This is a genomic window from Bifidobacterium callitrichidarum (assembly GCF_003129905.1).
GTDB lineage: Bacteria > Actinomycetota > Actinomycetes > Actinomycetales > Bifidobacteriaceae > Bifidobacterium > Bifidobacterium callitrichidarum.
The window spans coordinates 49,341-73,808 of the sequence record NZ_QFFM01000007.1; the positions used below are offsets into that span (position 1 = coordinate 49,341).

Genomic DNA, 24,468 nt, shown 5'->3' on the forward strand with positions numbered 1-24,468 from the left:
CCGCACATATCGCGCATCATCACCTTCTGCACATCTGTTACGGTTAAACTGTCGCGGCAGTCGATACTGACTGTGTTTAAGGTGAGACTTGGAGCGCCCATGAAGATGTTCTTTCCGAAACTTGGTCTGGATATGGCCTTTCCCCACAGGGACAAAGGGCAGCAGTCTTTAATTCGTGGACGGCATCGTGTGTCCACCACAGCGGCGACTCTTCCGTCAGGCAAGACGGCACGACTTGTGCTGATGTGGATAAGTACCAGTCTCATTCAGCAGGATGGATGCGTTGATGCCAGAACAGGACGTATAAGTCGTTCTGGCTTGCGGGAGTTTATGGCCCGGGCGGGCGTTAGCGTTGGCGGTCGGCAATACGATCGCGTAGAACGCCAGCTCTCATTACTGCTTAGCTGCCGATACTCCGAACACGACGGCCAGCGTTGGCGGTCGTTATCAGTCTCACGTCAAAACAAGCAGGGAGAAGTCGTGTTGACGCGACAGTTCATGCATCGCCTGGCCCATGTCATTAGCGTGGATTCCTCGATAGTACGGCAACTGCGGTCATCCATGTCTGTAGACCTGTACCTTATCGCACGGCGACAGCCTGCCGGAGCATCTGTTAGTTATGACGACTTGTACGCCATAACTGGTAATGGTGGGCGCAATCGTTTCAGGCAGACGGTAACCGCAGCGGCCCAAGAGCTTGAAAAGACAACAATCGGTGCTATCCGTATAGCCGCTAATGGCTTTACCGTGTTAAACGACCTCACTCCGGTGCAAGACACTGAGATGGAATGGGACGATTCGTTACCCGCACGCTGTCTCTGGCATCACGAAAATGGGCTGCGGCTATACCTGGGGGATGCAAAAGCAGTTATGAGCGAATTCCCCGCGCGAAGCATTGATTGCGTTGTCACGTCCCCGCCCTATTTCAATCAGCGAAACTACAGCGGTGGCCGTAGGGAAATAGGCCGCGAGGATACGAGCGACGCATATATTAAGAATCTCGTCGGCGTATTCCATGAGGTAAAGCGCATACTGGCGGATGACGGTACTCTGTGGCTGAATATTGATGATTGCTATTCGACAGGAGATGCACGCGACCCCGCTCCTGCGCACTCTCTGATGGGACTTCCTTGGCGGATGGCTCTCGCTATGATGCAGGATGGATGGCTGTTGCGTAACGAAGTCATCTGGCATAAAACACGAGTGCTTCCCGGCGCGTCAGGCAATCGATTGAACCATAATCATGAACAGATTTTCCTGTTCACCAAGACCGCTGAGAACGTTTACAACATAGATGATGTGCGCGTTCCTTTGACCGACGTTTCCAAGAAGAGACTCCAGTACACTAATCTTGCCGGTTCCGATCGCGGCAGCGGCGGAACCAAAACCATCAAAGCGGTCGGCGACATTGAAGTCGGTCGGAATCTAAGAGATGTCTGGCCAATATGTCCGGCTTATTCGCATGATGCTCATTTTGCCGTCTTCCCAATAGAAATACCCGAACGATGCATCAGGGCGGGATGCAAACGTAATGGCGTCGTGCTGGACCCATTCAGCGGAAGCGGCACAACCGGACTCGCAGCGCGATCGCTTGGCCGTAAGTACGTGGGCATTGACCTCAATGAGGATTACCTAATGCAATCAAAGCGAAAGATAGTGGGCAACTGACCAGAACCCATACGATAGGCCAACAAGATGGGGCGGCATCGAACGTGGATTCGATGCCGCCCCATCTATGTCCGGCTTGTCAAAACTTGTACAAAAACATGCCGACACGCCGTGGTTTTTGACAAATTTTGACAAGCGAAAATCGTTGGAATTACTTACTTTGAGACGTTGAACTTGAACTCGACGATGTCGCCATCCTGCATGACGTAGTCGCGGCCTTCCTGGCGGAGCTTGCCCTCCTCCTTGATCTTGGCCATGGAGCCGTCGGCTGCCACGAAGTCGTCGTAGGAGACGATGTCGGCCTTGATGAAGCCCTTCTCGAAGTCGGTGTGGATCACGCCGGCGGCCTGCGGGGCGGTCCAGCCCTTGTGGATCTGCCAGGCACGCACCTCCTTGACGCCCGCGGTCAGGAAGGTCTGCAGGCCGAGGATGTCGAAGCCCACACGGGCCAGCTGGTCGAGACCGGACTCCTCCAGACCGGCGTCGGCGAGCATCTCGCGGGCGTCCGCCTCGTCGAGCTCGGTGAGGTCGGCCTCGAACTGGGCGTTGAGGAACACGGCGGGGGCCGGGGCCACGGAGTCGGCCAGCTTCTTCTTGAGCTCGTCGTTGGCCAGCTCGTTGTCGTCCACGTTGAACACGTAGATGAACGGCTTGGCGGTCATCAGGTGCAGATCGTAGACGGAGTCCTTGTCGAAGCGGCCCTCGCGCGCGGCCTTGTCCAGGGTCTCGCCGCCCTCGAGGATGGTCTTGGCCTGCTTGACGGCCTCCATGTAGGCCGGTTCGATCTTCTTGCCGCGAAGATCCTTCTCCAGCTTCGGCAGCGCGTTCTCGATGGTCTGCAGGTCGGCGAGGATCAGCTCGGTGTTGATGGTGTCGATGTCGTCGGCCGGGTCGACCTTGCCGTTGACATGCACGATGTCGTCGTCCTCAAAGGCGCGCACGACCTCGCAGATCGCGTCGGCCTCGCGGATGTTGGCCAGGAACTTGTTGCCCAGGCCTTCGCCCTCGGAGGCGCCCTTGACGATGCCGGCGATATCCACGAAGGTCACCGTGGCGGGCACGATTTTCTCGGTGTGGACCAGCTCGGCGAGCACCGGCAGACGCTTGTCCGGCAGCGGCACGATGCCGGTGTTCGGCTCGATGGTGGCGAACGGGTAGTTCTCGGCGAGTACGTTGTTGCGGGTCAGGGCATTGAACATGGTGGACTTGCCAACGTTCGGCAGTCCGACGATTCCGATAGTAAGAGACATGATTCCTTAGCTTAGCCGCGACACCGCCCAACCCGGCGGCGACCGAGCGGTCTCAGCGCGTGTGGCAGGAACTCCCCTCGGCCGTCGTCGATGAAGGCTCCCCTCGGGGGAAGGGAGCCGATCACACGGAGGTTAGCCGACGATGGCGTCCACGGCGTCGATCACCGCGCCGCGGAACCCGTCCTTCTCCAACCGGGCCACGCCCTTGATGGTGGTGCCGCCGGGTGAGCAGACCGCATCCTTCATGGCACCCGGGTGCGTGCCGGTTGCCATGTAGAGCGCACCCACGCCTTCGACCATCTTGGCGGCGAGACGGTACGCGGTCGCGCGCTGCAGGCCGTACTGCACGCCGGCGTCGCCCAGCGCCTCGATGTACATGTCCGTGAATGCGGGCGCGCAGCCGGCCACCACCATAGCGATGTTCATGTGCGCGGAATCCACGCGCTCGATGAGGCTGATCGGCTCGAACAGCTTCTCGAAGATGCGGGTCTCCTCGTCGGTCAGCGTGTTGTCCGTTTCGGTCACGAGCACGCCCTTGCCCACGGCCATCGGGGTGTTCGGAATGGTGCACTGGATATGGATGTCCGTGGGGGCCGCGTCCTCGCCGTCCTCACCGGCGAACAACAACTGGTACTTCTTGAGATCCCAACCGGCCGCGATGGAGACCACGATCTTGCCGGGGCGGGCGAGTTCCCCGGCCAACGGCTTAATCACGGTTTCAATCTGGTAGGGCTTGATGGCGATAACCACCACGTCGGCGGCGGCCACCACTTCGATGGGGTTGTGCAACGGCCGGGCACCCACTTCGGCGCAGGTCCGTTCCAGTTTGTCGTAGTGGGCGGCGCAAGCCACGATCTGCCCGCCGTTGACCACGCCGGCGTCGACCAGCCCCCTGGCGATGGCCTGGGCCATGTTGCCGTATCCGATGAATCCGATGGTGAGATTGCTCATACAATGCCTTCTTTCATACGGTCTTTCATGCGGGTTTCCGCGGAATCAGAAGAGTTCCTCGAGGTCGCCGCGATTCAAAGCCTCGTTCCACAGATGCTTGAACACCAGCGAACCGTGCAGTCCGTCATGCTCGAATTCGTTGGTCACCCAGGCGTGGCTGTTGCCCACGCGGCTCAGCGTGTCGAGCTGCATGCCGGAGTCCACGTACATGTCGTCGAAGTAGACGGCGGCCTGCAGCGGCACTTCGTTGCGGGCCAGCTGATCCTCGTCGTAGATCACGCCGAATCGCGTGTCCTCCATGAGCACGTCCATAGCGGGCTTGAACGGGCGCAGCGCACTCTCTTGCTCGAACATCCACGGGAACATCGCCTCGCCGGTGAAGTTGAGCGGGCGCACATCGGTGCCGAACTCGGGCCGGCTGTCGCGCACGCGCTGCGCGGCCCAGCGGATGGGTTCGTCCAGCTCGCCGTTGGCGTAGATGAACTCCTGCAGCGGCCAGTACAGCGGGCGGGAGGAGGTGGCGTTCATCACCTTGGCCAGGAACTCGTCGGAAAGATCGGCGTCCGCACAGGACGAACCGTCACCGGTCAGGAAGGCGTCGTCGAGAATCCAATGCACCCGTTCGAAGCTCGGCTTCATGCCGAAATCGGAACCAAGGCACTGCAGCCGTTCCACGGTCAACGGATCGCCGTTCGGCAGCAGCGGGAATCCATGGGCGGCCATGCCGGCGATCAACCCCAACCGGTGGTCGACGTCGGTTTCGGCCATGGAGCCAAGCACCGAATCGTTCAGCTTCGCGGTGAATTTGGCAACGTCCTCCACGGTCGGCAGCTTGTCCGCCAGGGTTTCCACGCGCTCCACGTCCTGCGGGTAGCGCGCATAGAACTGCGCTGTCTTACAGGCCATGCGCGGGAACGTGTGCTCGTACACTTCGGTGGCGTCGGCCGGCACGTGCGGGATGCCGCCGGTGGTGAAGCTGGCGATTACGCCGGCCGGGAACAGTGACAGGTAGGTGAGCGTCAGGAATCCGCCGTAGCTCTGGCCCATCGTGACCCACTTGCGTCCGCCGAATTCGGCCAGGCGCAGGTGTTCGAAGTCACGCACGATGGAGTCGGCCAGGAACTTCTTCAAGTAGTCGGCCTGTGCACGGGCGTCCGCACCGGTGGCGGACAGGCGGGCCATGGTGTGCGTGTCCACGCGGGAGGAACGTCCGGTGCCGCGCTGGTCAGGCAGGATCACGCGGAAATGTTTGGTGGCCTCCTCGATCCAGCCGTCGCTGGTCGGGCTGTTGAGTCGTGGACCTGCGCCGCCGGGGCCGCCCTGCAGGAAGACGAGCAGCGGCAGGTCGTCGTGCACGTGTTCGGGCGTGGTGACCACCCGGTAGAACAGTTTGATGGTTTCGCCGTCGAATGCCTGACCGGGTTCATGGCCGGTCCAGTCCAGCGGCACATCGATGGAGTGGTCCTCGATGGCGAGGCCGGGTACATAGTATTTGCTCAGCATGGTCATGTCCTTGACTCTAGCCCACAAATCAATCCTGCGGGTGATACCGGCTGGCTTGCGGACGGGTTAGCCTTGGGGACTATGGAAACTCTGGGGTGGTTTGCGCGCGCCCGCGCCTGGTTCGCCGGTAAGTCGGGCCGCACGCTGGTATTCGATGCGCTGCTGGGCGTGATCTTCGTCGGTCTGTCCGTGCCGATAATCTCCAGCACGGCTTCGGAGACCAATCCCGGTCTGCTGTTCTCCTCATCCACGCTTTCGATGATGCTTTGGGAACTGCCGATCGTGGTGCCCATGACGTTGCGCCGAGTACGTCCCGAACTTGCCGCGTGGTTGTACGTGGGGTTGACCGCCGTCCATCTGTTGGCCGGTCCGGCAGCGGTGTACAGCGACTTTCTGGCCCCGGTGCTGTTGTATTCGGTGCTCGTGTACGGCAGAACGCGGCATACGATGCGATTCGTGGTGGCGGCGTTCACGATGAGCCTGCTGACCGGAGCGGTGTGGTCGGCTGCGTTCAATCTGGGCCCGCTGTTCGGTACCGGTGACGCCGGCACCATCGCCTGGACCGGCTGGCTGCCCACCGCCACAACCCTGCCGGTATGTCCGGGGATTTCCTCGATCGATGCCGTCAGTTCCACGTCCGGTTCCTGCGGTGTAAAAATACTGGAGGACGCCGCCGTACTGGCCGCGATAATCGGCGTCAGCATGCTCAGTGTGACCGTGATGGCGTTCTGGCAGCGGGCCCGACGGGCCACGGTGGAGGCCATGCGGGAGCGTAATGCCTCGATTATCGCGCGAGAGGCCGAGGAGACGCGCATCGCCGCGCTGGCGGAACGCGCGCGCATCGCCCGCGACATGCATGACGTGGTGGCGCATACGTTGTCCACGATTATCGTGCAGTCGGACGGCGGACGATATGCGGGTGCCGCCGATCTTGAGGTCGCGCGGAAGACCATGGGTACGATCCGGCATGAGGCCGAACGCGCGCAGCATGACATGCAGCGGCTGTTCTCCGTGTTCGGCACGCATGCCGGCAACGGATATCAGGACATCCCCTCGCTGCTCGACGGGTCCGTGGCCGTCTCCCGCAGCGTGTCCGGGCAGGTCAGCCCGGACCGTCTCGGCGCGAAGGCGAGCGAGGCCGTGTTCCGTCTAGTACAGGAGTCGTTGACGAACACGCGCAAGCACGCGGGTCCCGGTGCCCGTGCCGTGATTGATGAAATCTGGTCGGACGACATGTTGTCCATTACGATTGCGGACAACGGTCGCGGGGCCGCTTCGGCCGTGGACGGGCATACGCCGGGCTACGGGCTGATCGGCATGCGCGAGCGCATCGGATCGGTGGGCGGCAGCGTCACGGCCGGACCGGGACCGAACGGCGGGTTCATCGTGACGGCGACCATTCCGCTCTCCCCCGCGGTTGGCACCGAAGGCAACGCCGTCCCCCGGGACGCCTCCAAGGGCGTCGAATCGAACGGACACCGCTGCGGCAGCCATTCCAACGGTGATGGACAATCCGGCACGGCGCCCGGCAGCGACGAGGCCCATACGCGGACGAGCGTCATGTCCTTCACGCCGTTCTCCCACGCCTGGGCGCGGCTATGGTCCGGAATGCGAACGTTCGCCCGGAAGCTCAAGTCCAAGCCGCTCGATCAGGGCGACGGATATGGACTGAATTGGATCGGACGGCTGTCCCAATGGACCGAACGCCACTATCTGCTGGTGGATTCGGCATGCGCCGTGGTGCTGATGATGCTGTTCGATTCGGCCACGTTCGGCGATCTGCACTGGCAGACGGCCTATGGATCGGGGCTTCCGCACCCGGTGGCCACGGCGATGACCGTCATCCTGCTGGCACCGCTGGCGTTCCGCCGCCGTTTCCCGGAGGCCAGCGCGCTGGCCGTGGCAATCATGGGGTTCCTGCAGCTGCTGGTCGTGCCTACCGTACTCACCATCGACATGTTCGCGTTGGTGTTCGTGTATTCGGCGGTGTTGTACGGCCGGGAACGGGCGTGGCGCTGGGTGGGCGCGGCGCTGGTGATCGATGCGTGGATGTTCGGCGTCAAGGTGATGACCGGATGGAATGGCGAGAATTCGTTGGCCCGATTCGTGCTGTCCTCCGACTACGGAACGCTGAACAAGTGGGGTATCGTGCTTTCCGGACTGCTGCCGGGTGGCATGGTGATGCTAGCCGGGTTTGCGTGCATCGCGGCCGCCCGGTGGATCCGTTCGCGTGGGTCGAACGCGCTGGTGCTACAGCAGCGCGAGGATGCGTTGCGTGCCGAGCGGGAGCGGCAGAAGGTGTTGGCGGCGAACTTGGAACGCGAACGCATCGGTGCCGCCATGCAGGCCGAAGTGATGGCCACGTTGGAATCGGTGATTGTCCAGGCCGATGAGGGCCTGACCATGCTGAACGCCTCCCCTGCCCCTGACGGCACACAAATCGCGGCTTCGTTCGCGGCGATCGGCGCGCGTGGCCGTGCAGCGCTGGCCCATATGCGCGGATTGTTGAAGGTGCTGCGCGAGACCGGCTTCAGCGACGAGGCGCATGCGGGCGTGCAGCCGTCGATGCAGCTTGCGCCGGCGGCGTCGCTGGACAGTCAGCTGCATGCGGCCGCGCACTGACCGCGATTCCCGAAAAGCAAAGCTCCGTTAAGACCAAGAACAGCGCGATCCCTGCCGCTCGGACTTGTGGCCGAAAGAGCTATCGGCGGAGTCATCCGAGAGATCGCCTGCTTGGTCACATATCAATCAATATTCAGGGAATAATCAGGGTGGCTGCAAACCGTCGTCCGCAGGAGGAATGGATAGAGTGGAAGGCATGAACGAAAGCAACAGCATTCGCGTGGTCATCGCGGACGATCAGGAACTGGTCCGCGCCGGATTCGCCATGGTGATCGGCTCGCAGCCGGATATGGACGTGGTCGGACAGGCCGGCGACGGCGGCGAAGCCGTGACGCTGGCCGAAGCGCTGCACCCGGATGTGGTGCTGATGGATGTGCGCATGCCCGGCATGGACGGGATCGAGGCCACAAGGCGCATCACCGCGCTGACGTCCGATGATGCGCTCCCCCGCTCCACGCGCGTGATCATCCTGACCACGTTCGATTTGGACGAATATGTGATGGCGGCAATCAACGCCGGCGCATCCGGATTCCTGTTGAAGGACACGGAGCCGGAAACGCTGCTCAATTCGATTCGCACGGTGTTCAACGGCAATGCGATCATCGCGCCGTCCGCCACGAAGCGGCTTATCGAGAAGATGATGCAGGACGGCTATGCCACGGGAAATGCACCGGATCATGCAGCGAATGCCGGCATTCCTGGGGCCGGCACCGGCACCGGAAGCTCCCCTACCGCCGGAAACCCGTCAGTGGGTGCCGCGGTCGCGAACGACCCCCACCCGGTCTACACCGACCCGGAGCTGGAGCTGCTCACCGACCGCGAACGCGAGGTGCTGGTGGAGATCGCCCACGGATTGAGCAATCAGGAGATCGCGGACAAACTGTTCATCTCCCTGCCTACGGTCAAAACCCATGTGGCGCATATCCTGGCCAAAATCAACGCCCGCGACCGCGTCCAGGCCGTCGTCTTCGCCTACGACAACCGGCTGGTATAGAGCTTTTTCTGGCTCCCCTCTCTGAGGGGAGCTGTCGTCGTAGACGACTGAGGGGAGCCAGATTTTGCATCTGTCAGGCTTCGGCTAGAGCCTCCACCAGCTGAGCCGTGAAGCGGGAAGTCCAGTGGACTTCCCGTAGGCGAAGTGAGCGGCTATGCCGCGAAGGCCGCCGGTGGAGCGGCGGCCGATGCCGTCAGGCTTCGGCTAGAGCCTCCACCGGCGGCACCTTGACCGCCCGACGGGCAGGGGCCACGCTGGCGAGCAGGGCGGCGAGCGCGGCGACGCCGAGCATCACGCCGTTGCCGACCCAATCGAACAGGAAGGCCACGTTGCCGTACAGGCTGAACACCATGTAGGATCCCAGCCAGCCGAAGCCCGTGCCGAGCAGCACACCCACCACGCCCGAGACGAGCGAGAGCAGCAGTGCCTCCACGGCGAGCGAACGGCGCAGTTGCCCGCGCGTCATGCCGATGGCGCGCAATGTGGCGGATTCGCGAGTGCGTTCGATCACGGACAGGGAGAGCGTGTTCGCCACGCCAACCAGCGCGATGAGCACGGCCACGGCGATCAGGCCCACGAGCAGTGCCATCATGCCGTTGATCATGCTCTCCGCCATCGAGCGTTCGGCCACCGGACCGGATACGGTGACGCCGGCGGATGCGGAGAACGCCTGCTGTACGTTGGTGAGCACATCGTTCAGCGTGACGCCGGCGGCCTTGGCGTCCACGCGCATGAGCAGCATATGCCCGGAGGTCTCAAGGCTTCCATCGGTGAAGTGGCTTTCGTTGACGAACGCCACGGCATGGTAATCCGAGGAGACACGGCGGAAGTCGGCCTGCTGCGGGGTGAGCGTAATGGATTTCCCGGCAGCGGCATTCGACCCGGCAGTATCCGAACCACCACTGCCGTTGCCGTCACCGTCGCCGATCTCCATCCCATCCGGGTTCGCCTGGAAGATCATGGATTTGCCGAACGTAATGGCCTTGCCACTCAGCGAGTCGTATTTCGGCAACAGCACGTTGTCTCCATCGATGGTGACGCCACCAAGGTCGGCCTTCATCACCTTGGCCAGTTCGGCCGTGTCCTTGACGCCCACGAGCAGCACGGTCAGGTCCGTGCCGTTGGCGGACGTGGCGTACATCATCGTGGTCGGTGCGTAGACGGAGGCGCTGACGCCCTTGGTTTCGGCGGCCATGGTCGCCTGCTTGTCGGTCATGTCGCCGGATGCGATCATGTCCACGCTGTACCGCTGGTCCATGGCCTCGCCCATGGTCTGCTTGGCGCTGGCCGCACCGGTGGCGATGGTGGCCACGAGCGTGACGCCGATGAGCAGCGCGGCGCCGGTGGCGGCCACACGCCGCGGGTTCTTCTGGATGTTCGCGTGTGCGATGGTCGCGCTGGGGCCGCCCAATGCCACCAGCGCTCCCACGCCGCGCATGAGCAGCGGCAGCCAGAACACGGCGGAGAGCACCGATCCGAGGAAGAGGATCGCGCAGCCGGCGATGGCGGCCAGCAGGATCGCGGGGTAATGGTCCTTGACCAGCGACTCATGCCCGCCGATCGACTCATGCATCTGCCAGATGGCGAATCCCGCGAGCGCGATGCCGCCCGCCACCAGGATCGCGGAGCAGACGGCGCGCATGACACCGCCCCGACGTGTGACGGTCAATTCGACGGGACGCAGCGCCTCCAATGGGGTCACGGAGGTGGCGGATCGTGCGGAGCCGAACGAGGCGATCACGGTCATCACCATGCCGAACGCGACGGGTACGGCTACCGCCTGCCAGCTCACGATCAGTCGCGCATCCAGTCCGGTGGAGGCCATGATGCCGGACGCGCACAGGGCCGCCATCAATCCGGTGCCGAGCGTCACGCCGAGCAGGGAAGCGATGAGGCCGAGCACGCCGGCTTCGAACAGCACGGAGGCGTACAGCTGGCTTTTCTTCGTGCCGATGGTGCGCAGCAGGGCCAGCGTGCGACGGCGTTGCGCCACCAGCACCTGGAACGTGTTGGCGATTACGAGGGCCGCCACGAACATGGCCAACACGCCGAAGCTCAGTAGGAACACGGTGGTGATGCTGGTGCCTCCGTTCACGCTCAGTGCTTTGAGGGATTCCTCGTTGGCGGTGGCGCGGTCCATGACGGTGTAGTACTTCGGTAGCAGCGCTTTGACGTGTTCGGCCGTGGTGCGCGCCTTGGCGTCACCGTTCCTACCCTGGCCGGCTCCGGCGAGGTCGAGGTACAGGCCGGACGTGAGTACGTCGTTGAAATCGTTCGCACCGCTCATGGCGGCGATCACGTTGTCGGAGAGCACGGATGCGCCGCCGTAGTAGGCGTATGCACCGTTCGGGTCTTCGGTCAGGCCCACCACACGCGCCTTCACGCCGGTATCGCCGCCGTTTGCGGCCATGGCTTGGGCCTGCTGGGAGTCCACGGTCACGGTGTCGCCGATGCGTACGCCGAGCTGGTCGGCCACGGATTTCGGCAAGGCGATTTCGCCGTTGTCGATGGGTTGGTTGCCATCCGCGATGGAGACCGGCAACAGCTTGGAGTCCTTGGCGGTGCCCACGGCGATGCCGGTGACGTTGTGCTTGCCATGGCTCACGATCAACCCGCCCACGGTCACGTCGGCGCGCACGTCGTTCACACCTTCGGTGGCACGCATCCGGTCGAGGTGGAAGTCGTCCACGGTGGTGTTGTAGACGTCGGATTGCGTCTGCTGTGAGGCGCCGTCGAGCGCGTCGGAGTCGACGGTCACCAGATAGTTCGCCTCACCGTACATGGCGGTCCGCTGGCGTGCCAGCGAATCGTTCATCGTGTTGGAGAACAGGAATGTGGAGGCGATGAACGCGGTGCCGATGAGGATGGCGATGCCGGCCGGGATGAGCATCCTGGCGCTTTTCTTCATGAGTTTCAGGGTGATGGAGAACATGTCGGTCACACTCCTCGGCTCAGCGCGCGTGGCGGGCGGTGACGGCGGCGTGACGGGCACCGCCCGTTTCCGGCAGCACGTCGTCGGTGATCGGCAGATGGACCGGCCCGTTCACGCCGGCGAGACGCGCGAGTTTGTCCGCGGAGGTGGAGGTGACGGCGGCGCGTGTGGCGCGTTCGCGCTCGTCCATGAGCAGTTCGTTCATGGCTTCGGCGGTGGGATGTGCCTCGTCGGCCACGATCCGGCCGTCGGCGAACACGATGGCACGGTCTGCATAGGAGGCGGCCACCGCGTCATGGGTGACCATGACGATGGTCGCGCCGAGCTCGTCGACCGACCTGCGCAGGAAGGAGAGCACTTCGGCGCTGGAGACGGAGTCGAGGTTGCCGGTGGGCTCGTCGGCGAAGACGAGCTTGGGCTTGGTGATCAGGGCGCGGGCGATGGCCACGCGCTGCTGCTGGCCGCCGGAGAGTTCGGCAGGCCGGTGATTCAGCCGCTGCCTGAGTCCCAGGGTCTCCACGAGCATGTCGAACCAGGCGCGGTCCGGCTTCTCTCCGGCCAGGGTGAGCGGCATGAGGATGTTCTGCTCGGCGCTGAACATGGGCAGCAGGTTGAAGCTCTGGAAGATGAAGCCGATCTTGTGGCGGCGCAGCAGGGTGAGCTGCTTGTCGTTCATGCGGGTCAGGTCGGCGCCGCCGAACATGATGTGTCCGGAAGTGGCGGAGTCGAGCCCTGCGAGCGTATGCATGAGCGTGGATTTGCCGGAGCCGGAGGGGCCCATGATGGCGGTGAAACGGCCGCGTTCGAAGCTCACGTTCACGCCGCGCAGCGCATGCACGGCATTGCTGCCGGCGCCATAGTCCTTGACCAGGTCGATGGCCTGGATGGCGATGCCGCGCGGGTCCATGGTCGCGGGCGGCGCCGGCGGCGTTGCGGTCGCGGTCGCATGTGCGGTTGCTGACGGCATGGCGGAATGCTGGGGGTTCATAGTCATCTCTTCCTGAAATTCCGGACCCTGTGCCCGGATGATGATTCCAACCTACGGCCCCGCGTCCGCGCACCCCATCGTGCGCCGGGCTGAATCATTCCGCCTCGAATCCCGCCACATCATCCCCGAGGATGAGACGATGCCGACGACGAAATAAGGGAAGCCCGCACTGCATGACGTCAGTGCGGGCTTCCCTGTTTCCTTGAGTCAAGTAATGGCTTCGGAAGGTTCCCCATACGGCGGCGGCCCCATCGCGACGCACCCCATAAGCGTCGCTCCCCTTCGGGTCCGCCGGCCAGCCTTCCGGACGGTGTTACTTGGCCAGGCCGGAGGCGCGGACGGCCTCGAAGCCGCCCTTGAGGTCATCGAGGATGTCCTCGATGTTCTCGGTGCCGATGGACAGGCGGATGGTGCCCGGGTGGATGCCCTGATCCTCGAGCTCCTCCGGGGTCTCCTGGGAGTGCGTGGTGGAGGCCGGGTGGATGACGAGGGACTTCACGTCGGCCACGTTGGCCAGCAGCGAGAACAGGTGCAGGTTGTCGATGAAGACGCGGGCCGCGTCCTTACCGCCCTTGATGTCGAAGGTGAAGATGGAGCCGGCGCCGTTCGGGAAGTACTTCTTGTACAGCTCGTGGTCGCGGCGGCCTTCGATGGCCGGGTGGGAGACGGACTCGACTTCCGGTACGGTCTGCAGGTACTCGACGACCTTCAGCGCGTTCTGGACGTGGCGCTCGACGCGCAGGGACAGGGTCTCGGTGCCCTGCAGCAGCAGGAAGGCGGCGAACGGGGACAGGGTGGCGCCGGTGTCGCGCAGCAGGATGGCGCGGATGCGGGTCACGAAGGCGGCACCGCCGAGGGCCTCGTAGAAGTTCAGGCCGTGGTAGGACGGGTCGGCCTCAGTCAGGGTCGGGAACTTGCCCGGCACCTCGGCCCAGTTGAAGTTGCCGCCCTCAACGATCACGCCGCCGAGCGTGGTGCCGTGGCCGCCGATGAACTTGGTGGCGGACTCGACCACCACGTCCGCGCCGTGCTCCAGCGGACGGAACAGGTACGGGGTGGCGAAGGTGTTGTCCACGATCACCGGCAGATGATGCTTATGGGCGATGGCGGAGATGGCCTCGAAGTCCGGCAGGTCGGCGTTCGGGTTGCCGAAGGTCTCGAAGTAGACGAGCTTGGTGTTCTCCTGGATGGCGTCCTCGAAGTTCTGCGGAGCCTCCGGGTCGACGAAGGTGGTGGTGATGCCATCGCGCGGCAGGGTGTGCTTGAGCAGGTTGAAGGTGCCGCCGTAGATGTTCTTGGAGGAGACGATGTGGTCACCGGACTGGGTGATGTTGCGCACGGCGTATTCCACGGCGGCCGCACCGGAGGCGACGGCCAGGCCGGCGGTGCCGCCTTCGAGGGCGGCGATGCGGTTCTCGAACACTCCCTGGGTGGAGTTGGTCAGACGGCCGTAGATGTTGCCGGGGTCGGCGAGGCCGAAGCGGGCCTCGGCGTGGTCGAAGTTGTGGAAGACGTAGGAAGTGGTGGCGTAGATCGGCACCGCACGGGAGTCGGTGGCCGGGTCGGCCTGCTCCTGGCCCACGTGCAGCTGCAGGGTTTCAAAACGGTACTTCTTGTTCTCGGCCATTGGTGTGCTCCTTGCTGTTGTGCTTGGTCGCGAGGTTCTTTTCCTCGTCACCCGCCTGCCGTGTTCGGCGGTTGGCGAGGTGTTGGTTATGAAGGTACGCGCGCCGCACCGCCTGAGGCAAGCCGAACGTTATCGGGGTTGCCTATAGACCCTTATAACCCGTTGGGATCATTGGGCTCCGAGGTGCCAAGCGAGCCCGAAAAAGTCGTCTCGATACGTGCGACACGCCGGGCGCGCGCAACACGCATCGACTACAGTCGGCTTCGTTCGATTCCACCATTCCATCCGATGATTGGAGCAATTCATGGCTGACGTTACGTTGTACGATCGTGACCCGCTGTACATTCCGCGCGTGGCCGCCGTGCATGACATGTGCGGTTACGGCAAGTGCTCGCTGACTGCGGCGATTCCGATTCTTTCGGCCGCGGGCTGCGACGTGTGCCCGGTGCCGACCGCCCTGTTCTCGGCGCACACGAAGTACGCGGTGTTCACCTTCCATGACACCACCGATATCCTCTCCGGCTATCTCGATGCCTGGCAGAAGGAGAATGTGGACCTGGACGGCGTGTACTCCGGCTTCCTGGGCTCGCCCGACCAGGTGGCGATCATCCAGCGCCTGTACCGCGAGTACCCGAAAGCCCTGCGTCTGGTGGACCCGGTCATGGGCGACGCCGGCCAGATGTACCCCACCTACACGCCGGAGCTGTGCGAGGCGATGGGCGCGCTGGCGGACGGCGCCGACGTGCTCATGCCGAACCTCACGGAGGCCTCGATCCTCACCAAGCGCGATTACCCGGGCCAGGACCTGGACGACGCCGCGGTGACCGACTTGCTCGACGCGCTGCTCAAGCTCGGCGCCAAGAACGTGGTCCTCAAGGGCATCGACCATGGCGACGGCAAGCTCGTGAACTACGTGGCCAGCGCCTCCACCGGCGCGGAGAACAAGATCGAGCTCGCGCATGACAAGCTGCCGTACATGATCCACGGCACGGGCGACGCCTTCGCCTCCGCGCTGTGCGGTGCCGTGCTGGCCGGTCGCGGCCTGGCCGAGTCCGCCGAGATCGCCGGCGAGTTCGTGCGCCACGCGATGGAGAGCACCCGCCACCAGCCCAACTTCGAGGAGCGCGGCGTGAGCTTCGAGCTCAACCTCGGCGAGCTCACCTCCCTCGTGAAGTAAGTCTCCGCTAACTAAACCTCGGCCTTCTCTTTCCGCCCGAGGTTACTTGATCTTGGCTCCCCTGACAAGGGGAGCCAAGTCCTCTCACCGGTTCTTGAAATACTTCAGCAGATGACTTTCGCGCGTAAGCAGCACCGCCGCGCACGCGCCGAGCATCACGCCCACGACCGCCGCCACCGGCACGCGAAGCAGCGTGTCGATCAACGCCAAAGCTTCGGCATCGGCATTCTTAAGCCACACCCAAGCCAGCAACGGACTGGCCAACAGCACGCCCGCCACGGCCCACACCAGTGTTTCCAATGCGATCTGCATGAGCAACGCCGTCTTCGGCACGCCGCAATGCAGCGCCGAAGCCATCTCCAATTTACGCGTACGGGTGGTGACGAACCCCAATGCCAATGCCGCCGCAAACGCAATCCACGGCGCGTAGGCGGTCAGTCGCATCCCGAACATGGCCGAGCTGTCCAGCGCGCTGCCCTTGGATGTGTTGAGTTTGTAGATCTGCGGCCGCTCCGCCTCGGCTCCTGTAGCGGCGCCTTCACCTGCCAGCCGCAGCAATGATTCGAGGTTTTCGGTTTCGGGCCATGCGCGCACCCAGCATTGGTTGAACGCCGCTTCCGAATCCGCGGGCACCGGCGTCAGCGCCGCGTAGGAGAAGCCGGATTTGCGTCCGTCATCCGGCCAGTCGAACACGCCGGCCACCGTGACGCTGCGCCCGTCCTTCAACGCCAACGTTTGCCCCGCCGACACCGCGAACGGATCGGCCGCCTCCTTTGAGAGCAAGACGCCACCGGTGAATATTCCCGCCACATCCGCGGATATGCGCGGCGCAAGAGTTCCGGCGCCGGCCCCGGCACCCGTCGCCGCACTGGACTCGCTTGCTACCAGGACGCCGGCACCGCTGCCCCACCCCGTGCCGGTGGTGCTCAGCATGAATACGTTGGCCGCGCCGGGCGTGATCTCCATTACGGGCACGCCGGTGGACGGCAAGGCCGCGAACGTCATCTTCCGATCGGTCTGGCGCACGGCTCCGGCCGCCTGCACGCCATCCAGCGAAGCAAGACGGTCGCAGGCCGCACCGTCGACGCGGTTGTTGTACTCCATGATCCAAGTGGATCCGCCCGAGGCCACGTACTCGTCCGTCTGCTTCTGAATCGCGGCGATGGTGAGCCAGTCGGCGCCCGCCAGCAATGCCATCAGGCAAGCGAGTCCCACGGCCAACGCGCAGGCATGGCTGGTTCCGGTGATGAGGTCGCGCCACGCCTCCCCCAGCATGCCGGCCAGGCGCATACGCGGCCGGTCCATCCGTGTCCTGTCATTCATTGCGATTCCCCTGCCCTTGCTCACGCCCATTGACGGCCGGCGTCTCATCGCGCCCGGCGACCTCGTCGCTTTGCCAATCCCTCAAGTCGATGAGGTCGGTGCAGGCGTCGCGCGTGCGCGGGTCGTGCGTGGCCACCACCACGATCGCGCCGCTCATCGAGAGGTTGTGCAGATGTTCGTTGACCGTGGCGGCGGTATTGAGATCCAGTTGCGCGGTCGGCTCGTCCACGAGCAGGAGTCCGGCGTGGGAAGCCACGCCACGGGCGAGCATGAGCCGTTGCGCTTCTCCACCGGAGAGGTCCCGGAAGGGTTTGCGCGCCAACGTTGTCAGCCCGAAGGCGTCCAGCAGTTCCATGGCGTGCGTTTCGGCGTCATGCCGCCGTTCGCCTCGCGCGATGAATGGCAATGCCACATGGTCGAGTGCGGACCGCCGCGCCACGCCATGCGGGTTCTGCAGCACCCAGCACACGCGCCCGCATCCGATGCGTTCCACCGTGCCCGTCACCGGTGTGACCCATCCGGCGATGATGGACAGCAGCGTGGATTTGCCCGAACCGGACGGCCCGGTCAGCGCGTACACGTGCTTGGGGTGCAGGGTCATGGTCAGGTGCCGGAACAGCATGTCCTCGCCGGTTCGGTCGAAGCTGTGCCCCACGTCCCGCAAAAGCACGCGACGATCTTCGCCGTCCGCATGCTCACTCGAAGAGGAATCCATATCCGCCCGACCATCCTGCGCATCGGCGGCATAGATCGCGGCACGAACCGATGCCTCAGCTCTCCTCCGCCATGAAGGCCACCGGACGTTGCGCATCTCACTCACCGCCTTGAGCATCATGCGCAGTCGCGCCGCTCGAAACCGTGTCATCGGTGGGCATTCCACCAGTCGCGGCGCTGCAATGCGCACTGGTCCGCGGGGTCACGTCCACGTGGTCGAACGCCGAGGCACCGTCCACGGAGACCATCGTCTTGCCCAGTTGGGAGGCGACGATGGTGACCGGCACCGGTTTGGCGTCCACGCTCACGCATCCCGCGCCACCCGTGGCATCGTAGACGGCGGATGGCGGCACGCTGAGCGCGGTCAACGGTTGCGCGAGCTTCCAGTCGTAGGACACGTTCAACGTTCCTCCGGCAGATGCTCCGCCGGAGGTCACCGCGGACCCGACGCCCGCGCCCATCGAACCGCTCTGGTCCGAGCCGAGCAAGGCCAGTCGGAAAGGCGTGGAGGCGTTGATCGCAGCCAGCAGTGCCGGGTCGGTGAGCTCGGTGGTTCCCGCGGGCACGGTGAAGGTCTGGTCGCCGATGGCGATCATGCGGTCGCCGGCCACCAAGTCTGACGCCGCGGCGGGAATCGTGGCTTTGAGCGGGATCGCGGCCGTGGTGAACAGGTCCGCGCCGGCCGTGATTTGCCGGCCCACGGCGATGGAGGATTGTTTGACCGTCACCGAATCGGCGGGCAACCACACGAACGAATCGGGGCCGATGGACCAGCCACTGTCCGCGCTGATGCGGGCCGCGCCTTCGCTGTCGGCGAGCGCGTTGTAAGCGGAGATGGTGTCCCAGGTCATCCAATCGGAGTCGGGGGCGGCGTATCCGAGCCGGCGCAGCGCGGCGTTGAGCCCGGCCGCGTCAGGGCCTTGCGTGCCGCTGGTGAGGGTGCGGTAGAGCGGCACGTCGGTGTGCAGGGCGAGTATCGACTTGGCGTCCACGTCGAACACGGTGCCGCCCGAGTAGATGGTGGTTCCGGCGCTGGCGACCGTGCCGGTGATGGTTCCGCTCACCGGCGAGGTGACGGTGGAGGACTCCCCCAACGCCACGGTGAGTGCCACGGAACGCGAGTCGTCGAACTGGGCGGAGGCGACTTTCACCGTGGTCGCCTTGGTCGTGGAAACCAGTGAGGGCGGGATCTGCGAGCGGGTCAGGAGGAATCCGCCGCCGACTCCCACCGCCAGCATCACCAGCGCGAGCAGCACCACGATGGAGACCGCCACGCCGTTGCGGGCTGCCCGCTGTTCCGCGCGGTTTCGTTTGGCGGCCGCGCGGGCTTCCTTTTTGCCGTTGCCGGTCTGCGTCCTGTCCATGATGGGCTCCTTGATATCGTGAGGTCGTCGCACCGCGTCGTCGCGGCGTCACTGGTTCATCGGGTCGGTCTGGCATTGCCAGAACTGCGTGGCCTTGGCGGCGTCGTAGTTCGGATTGCGGGTGCCGTCGTCGTTGTACTCCATGTAGATGTTGTAGAACTCGTTCCACTTGCGGATCCTTTCCGCTATCTGTTCCTCGCTCAGACCTTGCGAGTTGCTCACCTCCATGTCCAGGTATTCCTGTTCGGTCAATGGCTTGGGCAGCAGGTCGTGCGTCTTGAGGCATTCATACGACGCCTTATGGAGCGCCTCGGCGTCGAGGTTGTCCGGGTTGCCCTGCATCGCGTCATACATCGATTCGACGTTCCACAGATCCGTCTTCTCGGCGCATTCCGAATTCTTCTGGTTCATCTCCTCATCGCTCAACGCGCTTTCCCGCAGTCGGGCGAGTTGGCCTTTCGTGGCGACCAATCCGTAGGGTGCCAGACATTGGTTCTGCGCATCGAGAATCTCGTTGAGTTCTGCATCGGTGATTTGGCAGTCCTCGAGGATGCGCTTGGCCAACTCGGTTTTGGACTGGTCGTACGCGCCCTTGAATTCGCTGGCGTACGGCCCGGTGAAGTCCGGTGCCTTGCAGGTCACGGAGGTCTGCTTTGAGCCGCTGCCCGCCGCACCGTTCGCGTTGTTCGCCGGCGCCCCGCACGCCGCAATCAACAGGACCAGTGGGATCATCGCGGCCGCAACCAGACGACGGGCTCCCCAACAGCCCGATCGCTTGACGCTGCTCGCCTTCATCGTTTTTCCGTTCATCGCCCCTCCATCGTCCACGACGGACCTCCTTGTCACGATTTCAGCTTAGGCACGGCATCCGCAAAGCCCGCAATTCCCCTGTAGTCGCTGGGACTACACCTCCGCTCGCCGGTCCCGAGCACAACCCATAGCCTGAAGATATCGGAACGGACATCGAGGTCCGGGAAAGGAACGATGCACGATGAAGCGCCCGCAAATCACCAAGGTCGCCGCTCCACTGCTGGCCCTCGCGCTGGCGTGTTCCACCGCCGCATGCACCGGTCCGGCATCCACGCCACAGGCCGGAGCAAAAGCCGAGCCGACGTTCTCCGGACCATGGGCCGAGGACTTCCGCCGGTCCTATGACCAAGCCCGCGAAAACGGCAACATGTTCGCGCAGGATGTGCTGCGCGACGAGCGAATCACCGAGGCGGAGGCCACGGAAGTGGCGAGCCGGTACCAGTCGTGTATGGCGGATGCGGGGTTCGTATACGACTACGTGTATCCGGATGGTTCCGCCCAGATGCAGGCCGGCGATATGGGCGACGCCGAGCAGCAGCGGTTCAATGAGCAGGACATCGTCTGTTCCAAGGAATCGGGCCAGTTTTTCATCACGCACCTGTACAACGCTCTGACTCAGGATCCGGATGGCGAGCTGCGCAACCGCACCGCGGAGGAGGTACGTCAGGATCTGGCGGAATGCCTCAAGCGCAAGGGTGCGGTCGGCCCGGAGTTCACCGCGGAGGATGTTCCGATTGTCGACGCGGACGGCGAGGAATACTTACAGTTCAGCCAACAATTCACCAACCCCGGCGGCAAGTACTACAGCGAGCAGAACTACGAAAGCTGGATCCAATGCAATGACGACCCGCGCAAGTGAAAACGCCGGCCCTGTTGGTGGCCGGCGTCGATCATCATCCGCATGCTTCGAGCTTTTGCCGATACCCCGCATCGGTTCGTCGGGCGTCGGAGAACGGTCCGGTGCCCTCGCGGCTGTCCCGGTCGTAATCATCTACGGTGTACGACTGCTCCACCAGTCCTTCGCGCACATAGCAATCGACGATGGTCTGCCGGATGTCGGCGCCGTCGTTGTTCGGATTGGCCTGCACGGCGCTGGCCAGCTGCCATATGGTACGCGCGCCGTCCCTGGTCTCACAGGTCTGCAGGTCCTGGTTCACCGACCCGCCCCAGGCCGAGGATTCCTCCTGTGTCATGCCGCTGGGCGGATGCACGCTCATCGAGCCGAGCTCGCCCATATCGATGGAGTCCTTCGCGTATCCGTAATCGGTCAGGCATTGCACGATGCGGTCATTCACTTCGGCGAGTTCGGCTTGGGTGATGACGCCATCCTCCAGTATCCCCACGGCGAAGCCGTCGCCTTGCTCCTTGAGTTGCGCACGGGCTTGTTTGAGTTCCGCCGAATAGTGCGCGTTGAGATCGTATCCGTCTGCCGTTCCGGCGGCCGAACCGTCTCCCGCATTCGAGGCCTGTCCCGCGCAGCCCGCCAGCATGCAGGCCATGCCAACCACGCACAGTGTCGTGAACGTCACCGCCGCCAGCCGACACCTCATTCGTTCGCCCTTCATGCCCAGCCTCCTTGCCATCTCGCCGTGCCCATGCGCCGCTCCACCGTCAACCGTACGGAAAGAAGCCGCATATGTCGCGGATAGACGTCGTCCCCAGGATGACAAAAGGCGTCTGCGGCCGTCACCGCTGCATATCACCCAATGCGGCGGGATGGTCGCTGCCATATGCCGCCAATGGCTCGATCCACCGGTAATCGGAGTCGATGGCACACTGGTCGATGACGTCCGACTGCTGTTCGCTGCTCATGGACCCGCGGATCGACACCACCGTCTGCCCATTGGTCTTGCCGTTCTCATCCACGAACGGCCGGGACTGCAAGCCGTAGACGGACAGGCATTGGTTGTATGCCAAGAAGACCTCGCTCCGTTCGTCGTCGGTCACCACGCCGTCTTTCAGCGCGTCACGTCCCAGCTCGGTGTGCAGGTTGTTCCATGCGTTGAGGAATTCGTATTTGTGCGGTCCGGTGAAGTCCGGATGTTCGCTGGTGGTGGGCAGCGGGTCGTTCGTGCCCGTCTTCGCATTTGACTGCACATCCCGCCATGGTTCGGGCAGGAGCGAGACCGCAACCGTCACGGCGATGGCGGCGAGCGCCAGTATTACGGCCGCTGTGGTACGCCACCGACGACTGCCTTGTCGCCGCATCCAGCTGGTGCGGTTCTTGTTCGAACCCGACTCCGGGTGCCGCATCTCGGACGACTCGGTCGTGTCAGCATCCGCGAATGTCTCATCATCATGGTCGGTCCGCTCGGCATCCATGACCCGTTTCATGATGCACGCCCCGATTTCGGCCGGACAGTTCCTGTCCCGGCGGGGATGCGCGCGTACAGCACCCAGTCGCCGTCCTCGGCGCTGGTATTGAGTTCGCCGCCGAGCCGCGTGATGATGCGCCGGTGCATCATCAGTCCGCTGCCGTGCGGTTTGAGTCCGGCGCTCCTGTTCGCCGGCATGATCGGGTTGGTTTCCATGATTTCGATGGCACCGTCGCCGTACGTGATGACGCACCGGTACTCACCTTGGGCCGGACCCATGTGCCGGGTGATGTTGGCCGCGATCTCGCCGAGAAGATTGGCTGCGGCCTCGATCGATTCGTCCGCGTAATCCTGCGGCATTTCGCCGCGCGATTCGATGGTGCCCGCGAATCCCAACTGCCCGAGCTTGGCCCTCGCGTCCCGTATCGCCGTGTCGATCGCATCTTGATGCCGGCCGACGCGGGGCGCGGATTGCCTGGTTCGTTCGGGCTGTTCCAGCAGATCGATGACGTGATGAATCTCATCCAGTACGGCCAGGGCCTGGTCGTTGACGAACTGCCAATCCTGACGCTCGGCCTGATGTTCCGCGTCGTTGCCGATGCGACGCAGTTGCCGTTGCGCGGTCAACGCGATGTACGAGAGTCCGCCGCTGGCCGAATCGTGGATACGCGAGGCCAGTCGCGTGTTGCGTTGCAACGTATCCAGCTGCCATTGTCGGCGTTCCAGCACCATGGCCTGTTCGCGGATCTCGTCGCGTTGCCGACGCCAGCGGAAGGACATGCCGCCCATGGTGGCGAGCGTGAACATGCCGATGTAGTTGACCATGCCGATCCATGTGGCGGACAGCGCATTGAACGTGTTGAGCGCCACCGGTATGCATTCGGCGAGCGCGACGGTCAGGAGCGCCGCCACGGCCACCGGTATCGCACTGTCGTACCCGATGATCGCGAGCGCCAGATACGCGGCCCACAGCGGGTTCGGACCGGACAGGTCGAGCACGAACAGTCGCGCCACCACGGTGACGATGATGAGCCAGCCGGAGATGCGAGGCAGGAAGGGCGAGAGCAGGATGCCCACCACCGAGAGTCCGGAGAACAGGAAGTTCAGCGGATAGATCGGCGGGATCACGGACCATTCCACCAGCGTGGCGGCGAGTGCGAACGCGGCGATGGCCAGTCGGAACCAGTGCGCGCGCAGCCAGCGGAATATGTCCGCCGGACTGCCGGACGTGATTGCCGGTTCCCCGGATCCGATTCCGGCAGCCGCCGCGGGCCCGTTGTCCCGGCCGACGCGCCCGCCCTCCCCGCCGGGAGCCGATATGCCGGCGTTCATCGTTCGCCTTCCGAGGCGCCGGTCCACAGGGCCACGGCCTGGCCTCGCGTGGTGACGCCGAGTTTGCGGATGGCCCGTTGGAGGTACGTCTTGACGCTGGATTGGCTCAGATGCATGTTCTCGGCGATCTGCTCGGTGTCCAGTCCGCGCGAGCACAGGTTCATGGCTTCGGCCTCACGATCGGAGAGCAGCAGTTGCCGCGGCGTGTGCCGCCCACCCAACCGCGCGTGGGCCGCCGCCGCGGTCTCAAACCCCTCACCCCAGGTACCACCGGCGGCTACGGTGCGGATGGCCTGGATGATCGGCGTCTCCACGGATTTGGGCACGATGCCCTGCGCCCCGGCTTCGGCTGCCTTCGCCGCATACACGGCCAACGAGAACGAGGTGACGGCGAGGATCATCACGCGCGCGGTCTCGGTGCGAATGGTCTTGCATACCACCAGTCCGGACAGCTCGTCCATGGACATGTCGGTGAGCAGCACGTTGGGGCTGGTACGTGCGTCCAGGCAGCGGGCCACCGCGTCACGACCGGAGGTGGTCTTCCAGATGACGCGCGCCTCGGGCATGAGTTCGCCAATGGACCGTTCAAGGAACGCCAGGGAGAACTCGTCGTTGTCCAGCAGCCCGATGGTCACGATGGGGCGGACCGTCTGGGTCGATTCGGTTTCGTCTTGCATATGCCGCTTCCCCTGTGATCGCCATGATCGTATAGCGTTGACTCCAACCGTATCACCGCACGGCAGGACTTCACGGCGATTCCTGTCGTCCAGAAGACTACATATCCGCAAACCTTCCTAACAAAAGGTGGATAACCGCGGTTCCGTCCACACGCTGTCCACAACACGCCAAGACGCGTCATGTTCTCCACATTCACCGTTCGTACTTGTGTCCGAATGCA

19 protein-coding genes are annotated in these 24,468 nt (G+C 63.8%); 5 read left to right on the top strand and 14 right to left on the bottom strand.

Annotated elements, in window-relative coordinates; all coding sequences use genetic code 11:
• Positions 1-99 precede the first annotated feature (99 nt).
• On the top strand, positions 100-1,668 hold the full coding sequence (locus tag DF196_RS04405; RefSeq protein WP_158276264.1) for a DNA-methyltransferase: 1,569 nt from the start codon (positions 100-102) through the stop codon (positions 1,666-1,668).
• Between the two features lie 155 nt (positions 1,669-1,823).
• On the opposite strand, the gene ychF is transcribed toward DF196_RS04405, so the two are convergent.
• The 3 genes from ychF to DF196_RS04420 all read right to left on the bottom strand — a co-directional run bounded on the left by ychF (position 1,824) and on the right by DF196_RS04420 (position 5,378).
• Positions 1,824-2,918 carry a redox-regulated ATPase YchF gene (ychF, locus tag DF196_RS04410; protein WP_109056677.1) on the bottom strand — a complete coding sequence of 365 codons (1,095 nt, stop codon included), beginning with the start codon at positions 2,916-2,918 and terminating at the stop codon, positions 1,824-1,826.
• A gap of 132 nt (positions 2,919-3,050) precedes the next feature.
• Positions 3,051-3,869, bottom strand: a complete 819-nt coding sequence (gene proC / locus DF196_RS04415) for a pyrroline-5-carboxylate reductase (RefSeq protein ID WP_109056678.1) — start codon at positions 3,867-3,869, stop codon at positions 3,051-3,053.
• 45 nt (positions 3,870-3,914) lie between these two features.
• The gene (locus tag DF196_RS04420) at positions 3,915-5,378 is read right to left on the bottom strand and encodes an alpha/beta fold hydrolase (protein WP_109056679.1); all 1,464 of its coding nucleotides are present in this window, start codon (positions 5,376-5,378) and stop codon (positions 3,915-3,917) included.
• A 75-nt stretch (positions 5,379-5,453) separates the two neighbouring features.
• On the opposite strand from DF196_RS04420, the gene DF196_RS13810 reads away from it, so the two are divergent.
• On the top strand, positions 5,454-7,994 hold the full coding sequence (locus tag DF196_RS13810; RefSeq protein WP_241519582.1) for a sensor histidine kinase: 2,541 nt from the start codon (positions 5,454-5,456) through the stop codon (positions 7,992-7,994).
• A gap of 196 nt (positions 7,995-8,190) precedes the next feature.
• Positions 8,191-8,988: a response regulator gene (locus DF196_RS04430; protein ID WP_109056729.1), complete on the top strand. Its 798-nt coding sequence runs from the start codon at positions 8,191-8,193 to the stop codon at positions 8,986-8,988.
• 193 nt (positions 8,989-9,181) lie between these two features.
• Here the strand turns inward: DF196_RS04430 and DF196_RS04435 are convergent, their stop codons facing one another.
• The 3 genes from DF196_RS04435 to DF196_RS04445 all read right to left on the bottom strand — a co-directional run bounded on the left by DF196_RS04435 (position 9,182) and on the right by DF196_RS04445 (position 14,535).
• Positions 9,182-11,920: an ABC transporter permease gene (locus tag DF196_RS04435; RefSeq protein ID WP_109056680.1), complete on the bottom strand. Its 2,739-nt coding sequence runs from the start codon at positions 11,918-11,920 to the stop codon at positions 9,182-9,184.
• A 19-nt stretch (positions 11,921-11,939) separates the two neighbouring features.
• Entirely contained in the window at positions 11,940-12,827 is an 888-nt protein-coding gene (locus DF196_RS04440; RefSeq protein WP_109056730.1) for an ABC transporter ATP-binding protein, read from the bottom strand.
• A gap of 394 nt (positions 12,828-13,221) precedes the next feature.
• Positions 13,222-14,535: an O-acetylhomoserine aminocarboxypropyltransferase/cysteine synthase family protein gene (locus DF196_RS04445; protein WP_109056681.1), complete on the bottom strand. Its 1,314-nt coding sequence runs from the start codon at positions 14,533-14,535 to the stop codon at positions 13,222-13,224.
• Between the two features lie 304 nt (positions 14,536-14,839).
• Between DF196_RS04445 and DF196_RS04450 the strand changes: the two genes are divergently transcribed.
• The gene (locus DF196_RS04450) at positions 14,840-15,712 is read left to right on the top strand and encodes a pyridoxamine kinase (protein WP_109056682.1); all 873 of its coding nucleotides are present in this window, start codon (positions 14,840-14,842) and stop codon (positions 15,710-15,712) included.
• An 84-nt stretch (positions 15,713-15,796) separates the two neighbouring features.
• Here DF196_RS04450 and DF196_RS04455 read toward each other — a convergent pair whose 3' ends face one another.
• From DF196_RS04455 to DF196_RS04470, 4 genes are read right to left on the bottom strand one after another with little or no spacing between them, the layout of a single operon-like run.
• A complete protein-coding gene (locus DF196_RS04455; protein ID WP_146194701.1) occupies positions 15,797-17,035 on the bottom strand; it encodes a hypothetical protein in 1,239 nt (412 codons plus the stop codon).
• Positions 17,028-17,900 (bottom strand): ATP-binding cassette domain-containing protein, encoded by an 873-nt coding sequence (locus DF196_RS04460; RefSeq protein ID WP_241519583.1) that lies wholly within the window; start codon positions 17,898-17,900, stop codon positions 17,028-17,030. Before DF196_RS04460 ends, DF196_RS04455 begins: the two co-directional genes overlap by 8 nt.
• On the bottom strand, positions 17,848-19,113 hold the full coding sequence (locus DF196_RS04465) for a hypothetical protein (RefSeq protein WP_109056685.1): 1,266 nt from the start codon (positions 19,111-19,113) through the stop codon (positions 17,848-17,850). The genes DF196_RS04460 and DF196_RS04465 overlap by 53 nt, the downstream gene beginning before the upstream one ends.
• A gap of 48 nt (positions 19,114-19,161) precedes the next feature.
• The gene (locus DF196_RS04470; RefSeq protein ID WP_109056686.1) at positions 19,162-19,923 is read right to left on the bottom strand and encodes a hypothetical protein; all 762 of its coding nucleotides are present in this window, start codon (positions 19,921-19,923) and stop codon (positions 19,162-19,164) included.
• Between the two features lie 181 nt (positions 19,924-20,104).
• Between DF196_RS04470 and DF196_RS04475 the strand changes: the two genes are divergently transcribed.
• Positions 20,105-20,782 carry a hypothetical protein gene (locus DF196_RS04475; RefSeq protein ID WP_109056687.1) on the top strand — a complete coding sequence of 226 codons (678 nt, stop codon included), beginning with the start codon at positions 20,105-20,107 and terminating at the stop codon, positions 20,780-20,782.
• Positions 20,783-20,816: 34 nt separating this feature from the next.
• Here DF196_RS04475 and DF196_RS04480 read toward each other — a convergent pair whose 3' ends face one another.
• From DF196_RS04480 to DF196_RS04495, 4 genes are all read right to left on the bottom strand, one after another.
• Positions 20,817-21,488, bottom strand: coding sequence for a hypothetical protein (locus DF196_RS04480; protein ID WP_109056688.1), 672 nt, complete (start codon positions 21,486-21,488; stop codon positions 20,817-20,819).
• Between the two features lie 121 nt (positions 21,489-21,609).
• A complete protein-coding gene (locus tag DF196_RS04485) occupies positions 21,610-22,257 on the bottom strand; it encodes a hypothetical protein (protein WP_146194702.1) in 648 nt (215 codons plus the stop codon).
• Positions 22,254-23,570, bottom strand: coding sequence for a sensor histidine kinase (locus DF196_RS04490; protein ID WP_109056690.1), 1,317 nt, complete (start codon positions 23,568-23,570; stop codon positions 22,254-22,256). Before DF196_RS04490 ends, DF196_RS04485 begins: the two co-directional genes overlap by 4 nt.
• On the bottom strand, positions 23,567-24,247 hold the full coding sequence (locus tag DF196_RS04495) for a response regulator transcription factor (RefSeq protein ID WP_109056691.1): 681 nt from the start codon (positions 24,245-24,247) through the stop codon (positions 23,567-23,569). The genes DF196_RS04490 and DF196_RS04495 overlap by 4 nt, the downstream gene beginning before the upstream one ends.
• Positions 24,248-24,468: the final 221 nt, after the last annotated feature.

Excerpts from the sequence above, each read along its gene's own strand:
- DF196_RS13810 (WP_241519582.1), top strand. The coding sequence starts at position 5,454 with ATGGAAACTCTGGGGTGGTTTGCGCGCGCCCGCGCCTGGTTCGCCGGT.
- DF196_RS04495 (WP_109056691.1), bottom strand. The coding sequence starts at position 24,247 with ATGCAAGACGAAACCGAATCGACCCAGACGGTCCGCCCCATCGTGACC.
- DF196_RS04490 (WP_109056690.1), bottom strand. The coding sequence starts at position 23,570 with ATGAACGCCGGCATATCGGCTCCCGGCGGGGAGGGCGGGCGCGTCGGC.
- DF196_RS04445 (WP_109056681.1), bottom strand. The coding sequence starts at position 14,535 with ATGGCCGAGAACAAGAAGTACCGTTTTGAAACCCTGCAGCTGCACGTG.
- DF196_RS04430 (WP_109056729.1), top strand. The coding sequence starts at position 8,191 with ATGAACGAAAGCAACAGCATTCGCGTGGTCATCGCGGACGATCAGGAA.
- proC (WP_109056678.1), bottom strand. The coding sequence starts at position 3,869 with ATGAGCAATCTCACCATCGGATTCATCGGATACGGCAACATGGCCCAG.
- DF196_RS04440 (WP_109056730.1), bottom strand. The coding sequence starts at position 12,827 with ATGGACCCGCGCGGCATCGCCATCCAGGCCATCGACCTGGTCAAGGAC.
- DF196_RS04405 (WP_158276264.1), top strand. The coding sequence starts at position 100 with ATGAAGATGTTCTTTCCGAAACTTGGTCTGGATATGGCCTTTCCCCAC.
- DF196_RS04465 (WP_109056685.1), bottom strand. The coding sequence starts at position 19,113 with ATGGACAGGACGCAGACCGGCAACGGCAAAAAGGAAGCCCGCGCGGCC.
- DF196_RS04450 (WP_109056682.1), top strand. The coding sequence starts at position 14,840 with ATGGCTGACGTTACGTTGTACGATCGTGACCCGCTGTACATTCCGCGC.
- DF196_RS04455 (WP_146194701.1), bottom strand. The coding sequence starts at position 17,035 with ATGAATGACAGGACACGGATGGACCGGCCGCGTATGCGCCTGGCCGGC.
- DF196_RS04480 (WP_109056688.1), bottom strand. The coding sequence starts at position 21,488 with ATGAAGGGCGAACGAATGAGGTGTCGGCTGGCGGCGGTGACGTTCACG.
- DF196_RS04475 (WP_109056687.1), top strand. The coding sequence starts at position 20,105 with ATGAAGCGCCCGCAAATCACCAAGGTCGCCGCTCCACTGCTGGCCCTC.
- DF196_RS04435 (WP_109056680.1), bottom strand. The coding sequence starts at position 11,920 with ATGTTCTCCATCACCCTGAAACTCATGAAGAAAAGCGCCAGGATGCTC.
- DF196_RS04420 (WP_109056679.1), bottom strand. The coding sequence starts at position 5,378 with ATGACCATGCTGAGCAAATACTATGTACCCGGCCTCGCCATCGAGGAC.
- ychF (WP_109056677.1), bottom strand. The coding sequence starts at position 2,918 with ATGTCTCTTACTATCGGAATCGTCGGACTGCCGAACGTTGGCAAGTCC.
- DF196_RS04485 (WP_146194702.1), bottom strand. The coding sequence starts at position 22,257 with ATGAAACGGGTCATGGATGCCGAGCGGACCGACCATGATGATGAGACA.
- DF196_RS04460 (WP_241519583.1), bottom strand. The coding sequence starts at position 17,900 with ATGACACGGTTTCGAGCGGCGCGACTGCGCATGATGCTCAAGGCGGTG.
- DF196_RS04470 (WP_109056686.1), bottom strand. The coding sequence starts at position 19,923 with ATGAACGGAAAAACGATGAAGGCGAGCAGCGTCAAGCGATCGGGCTGT.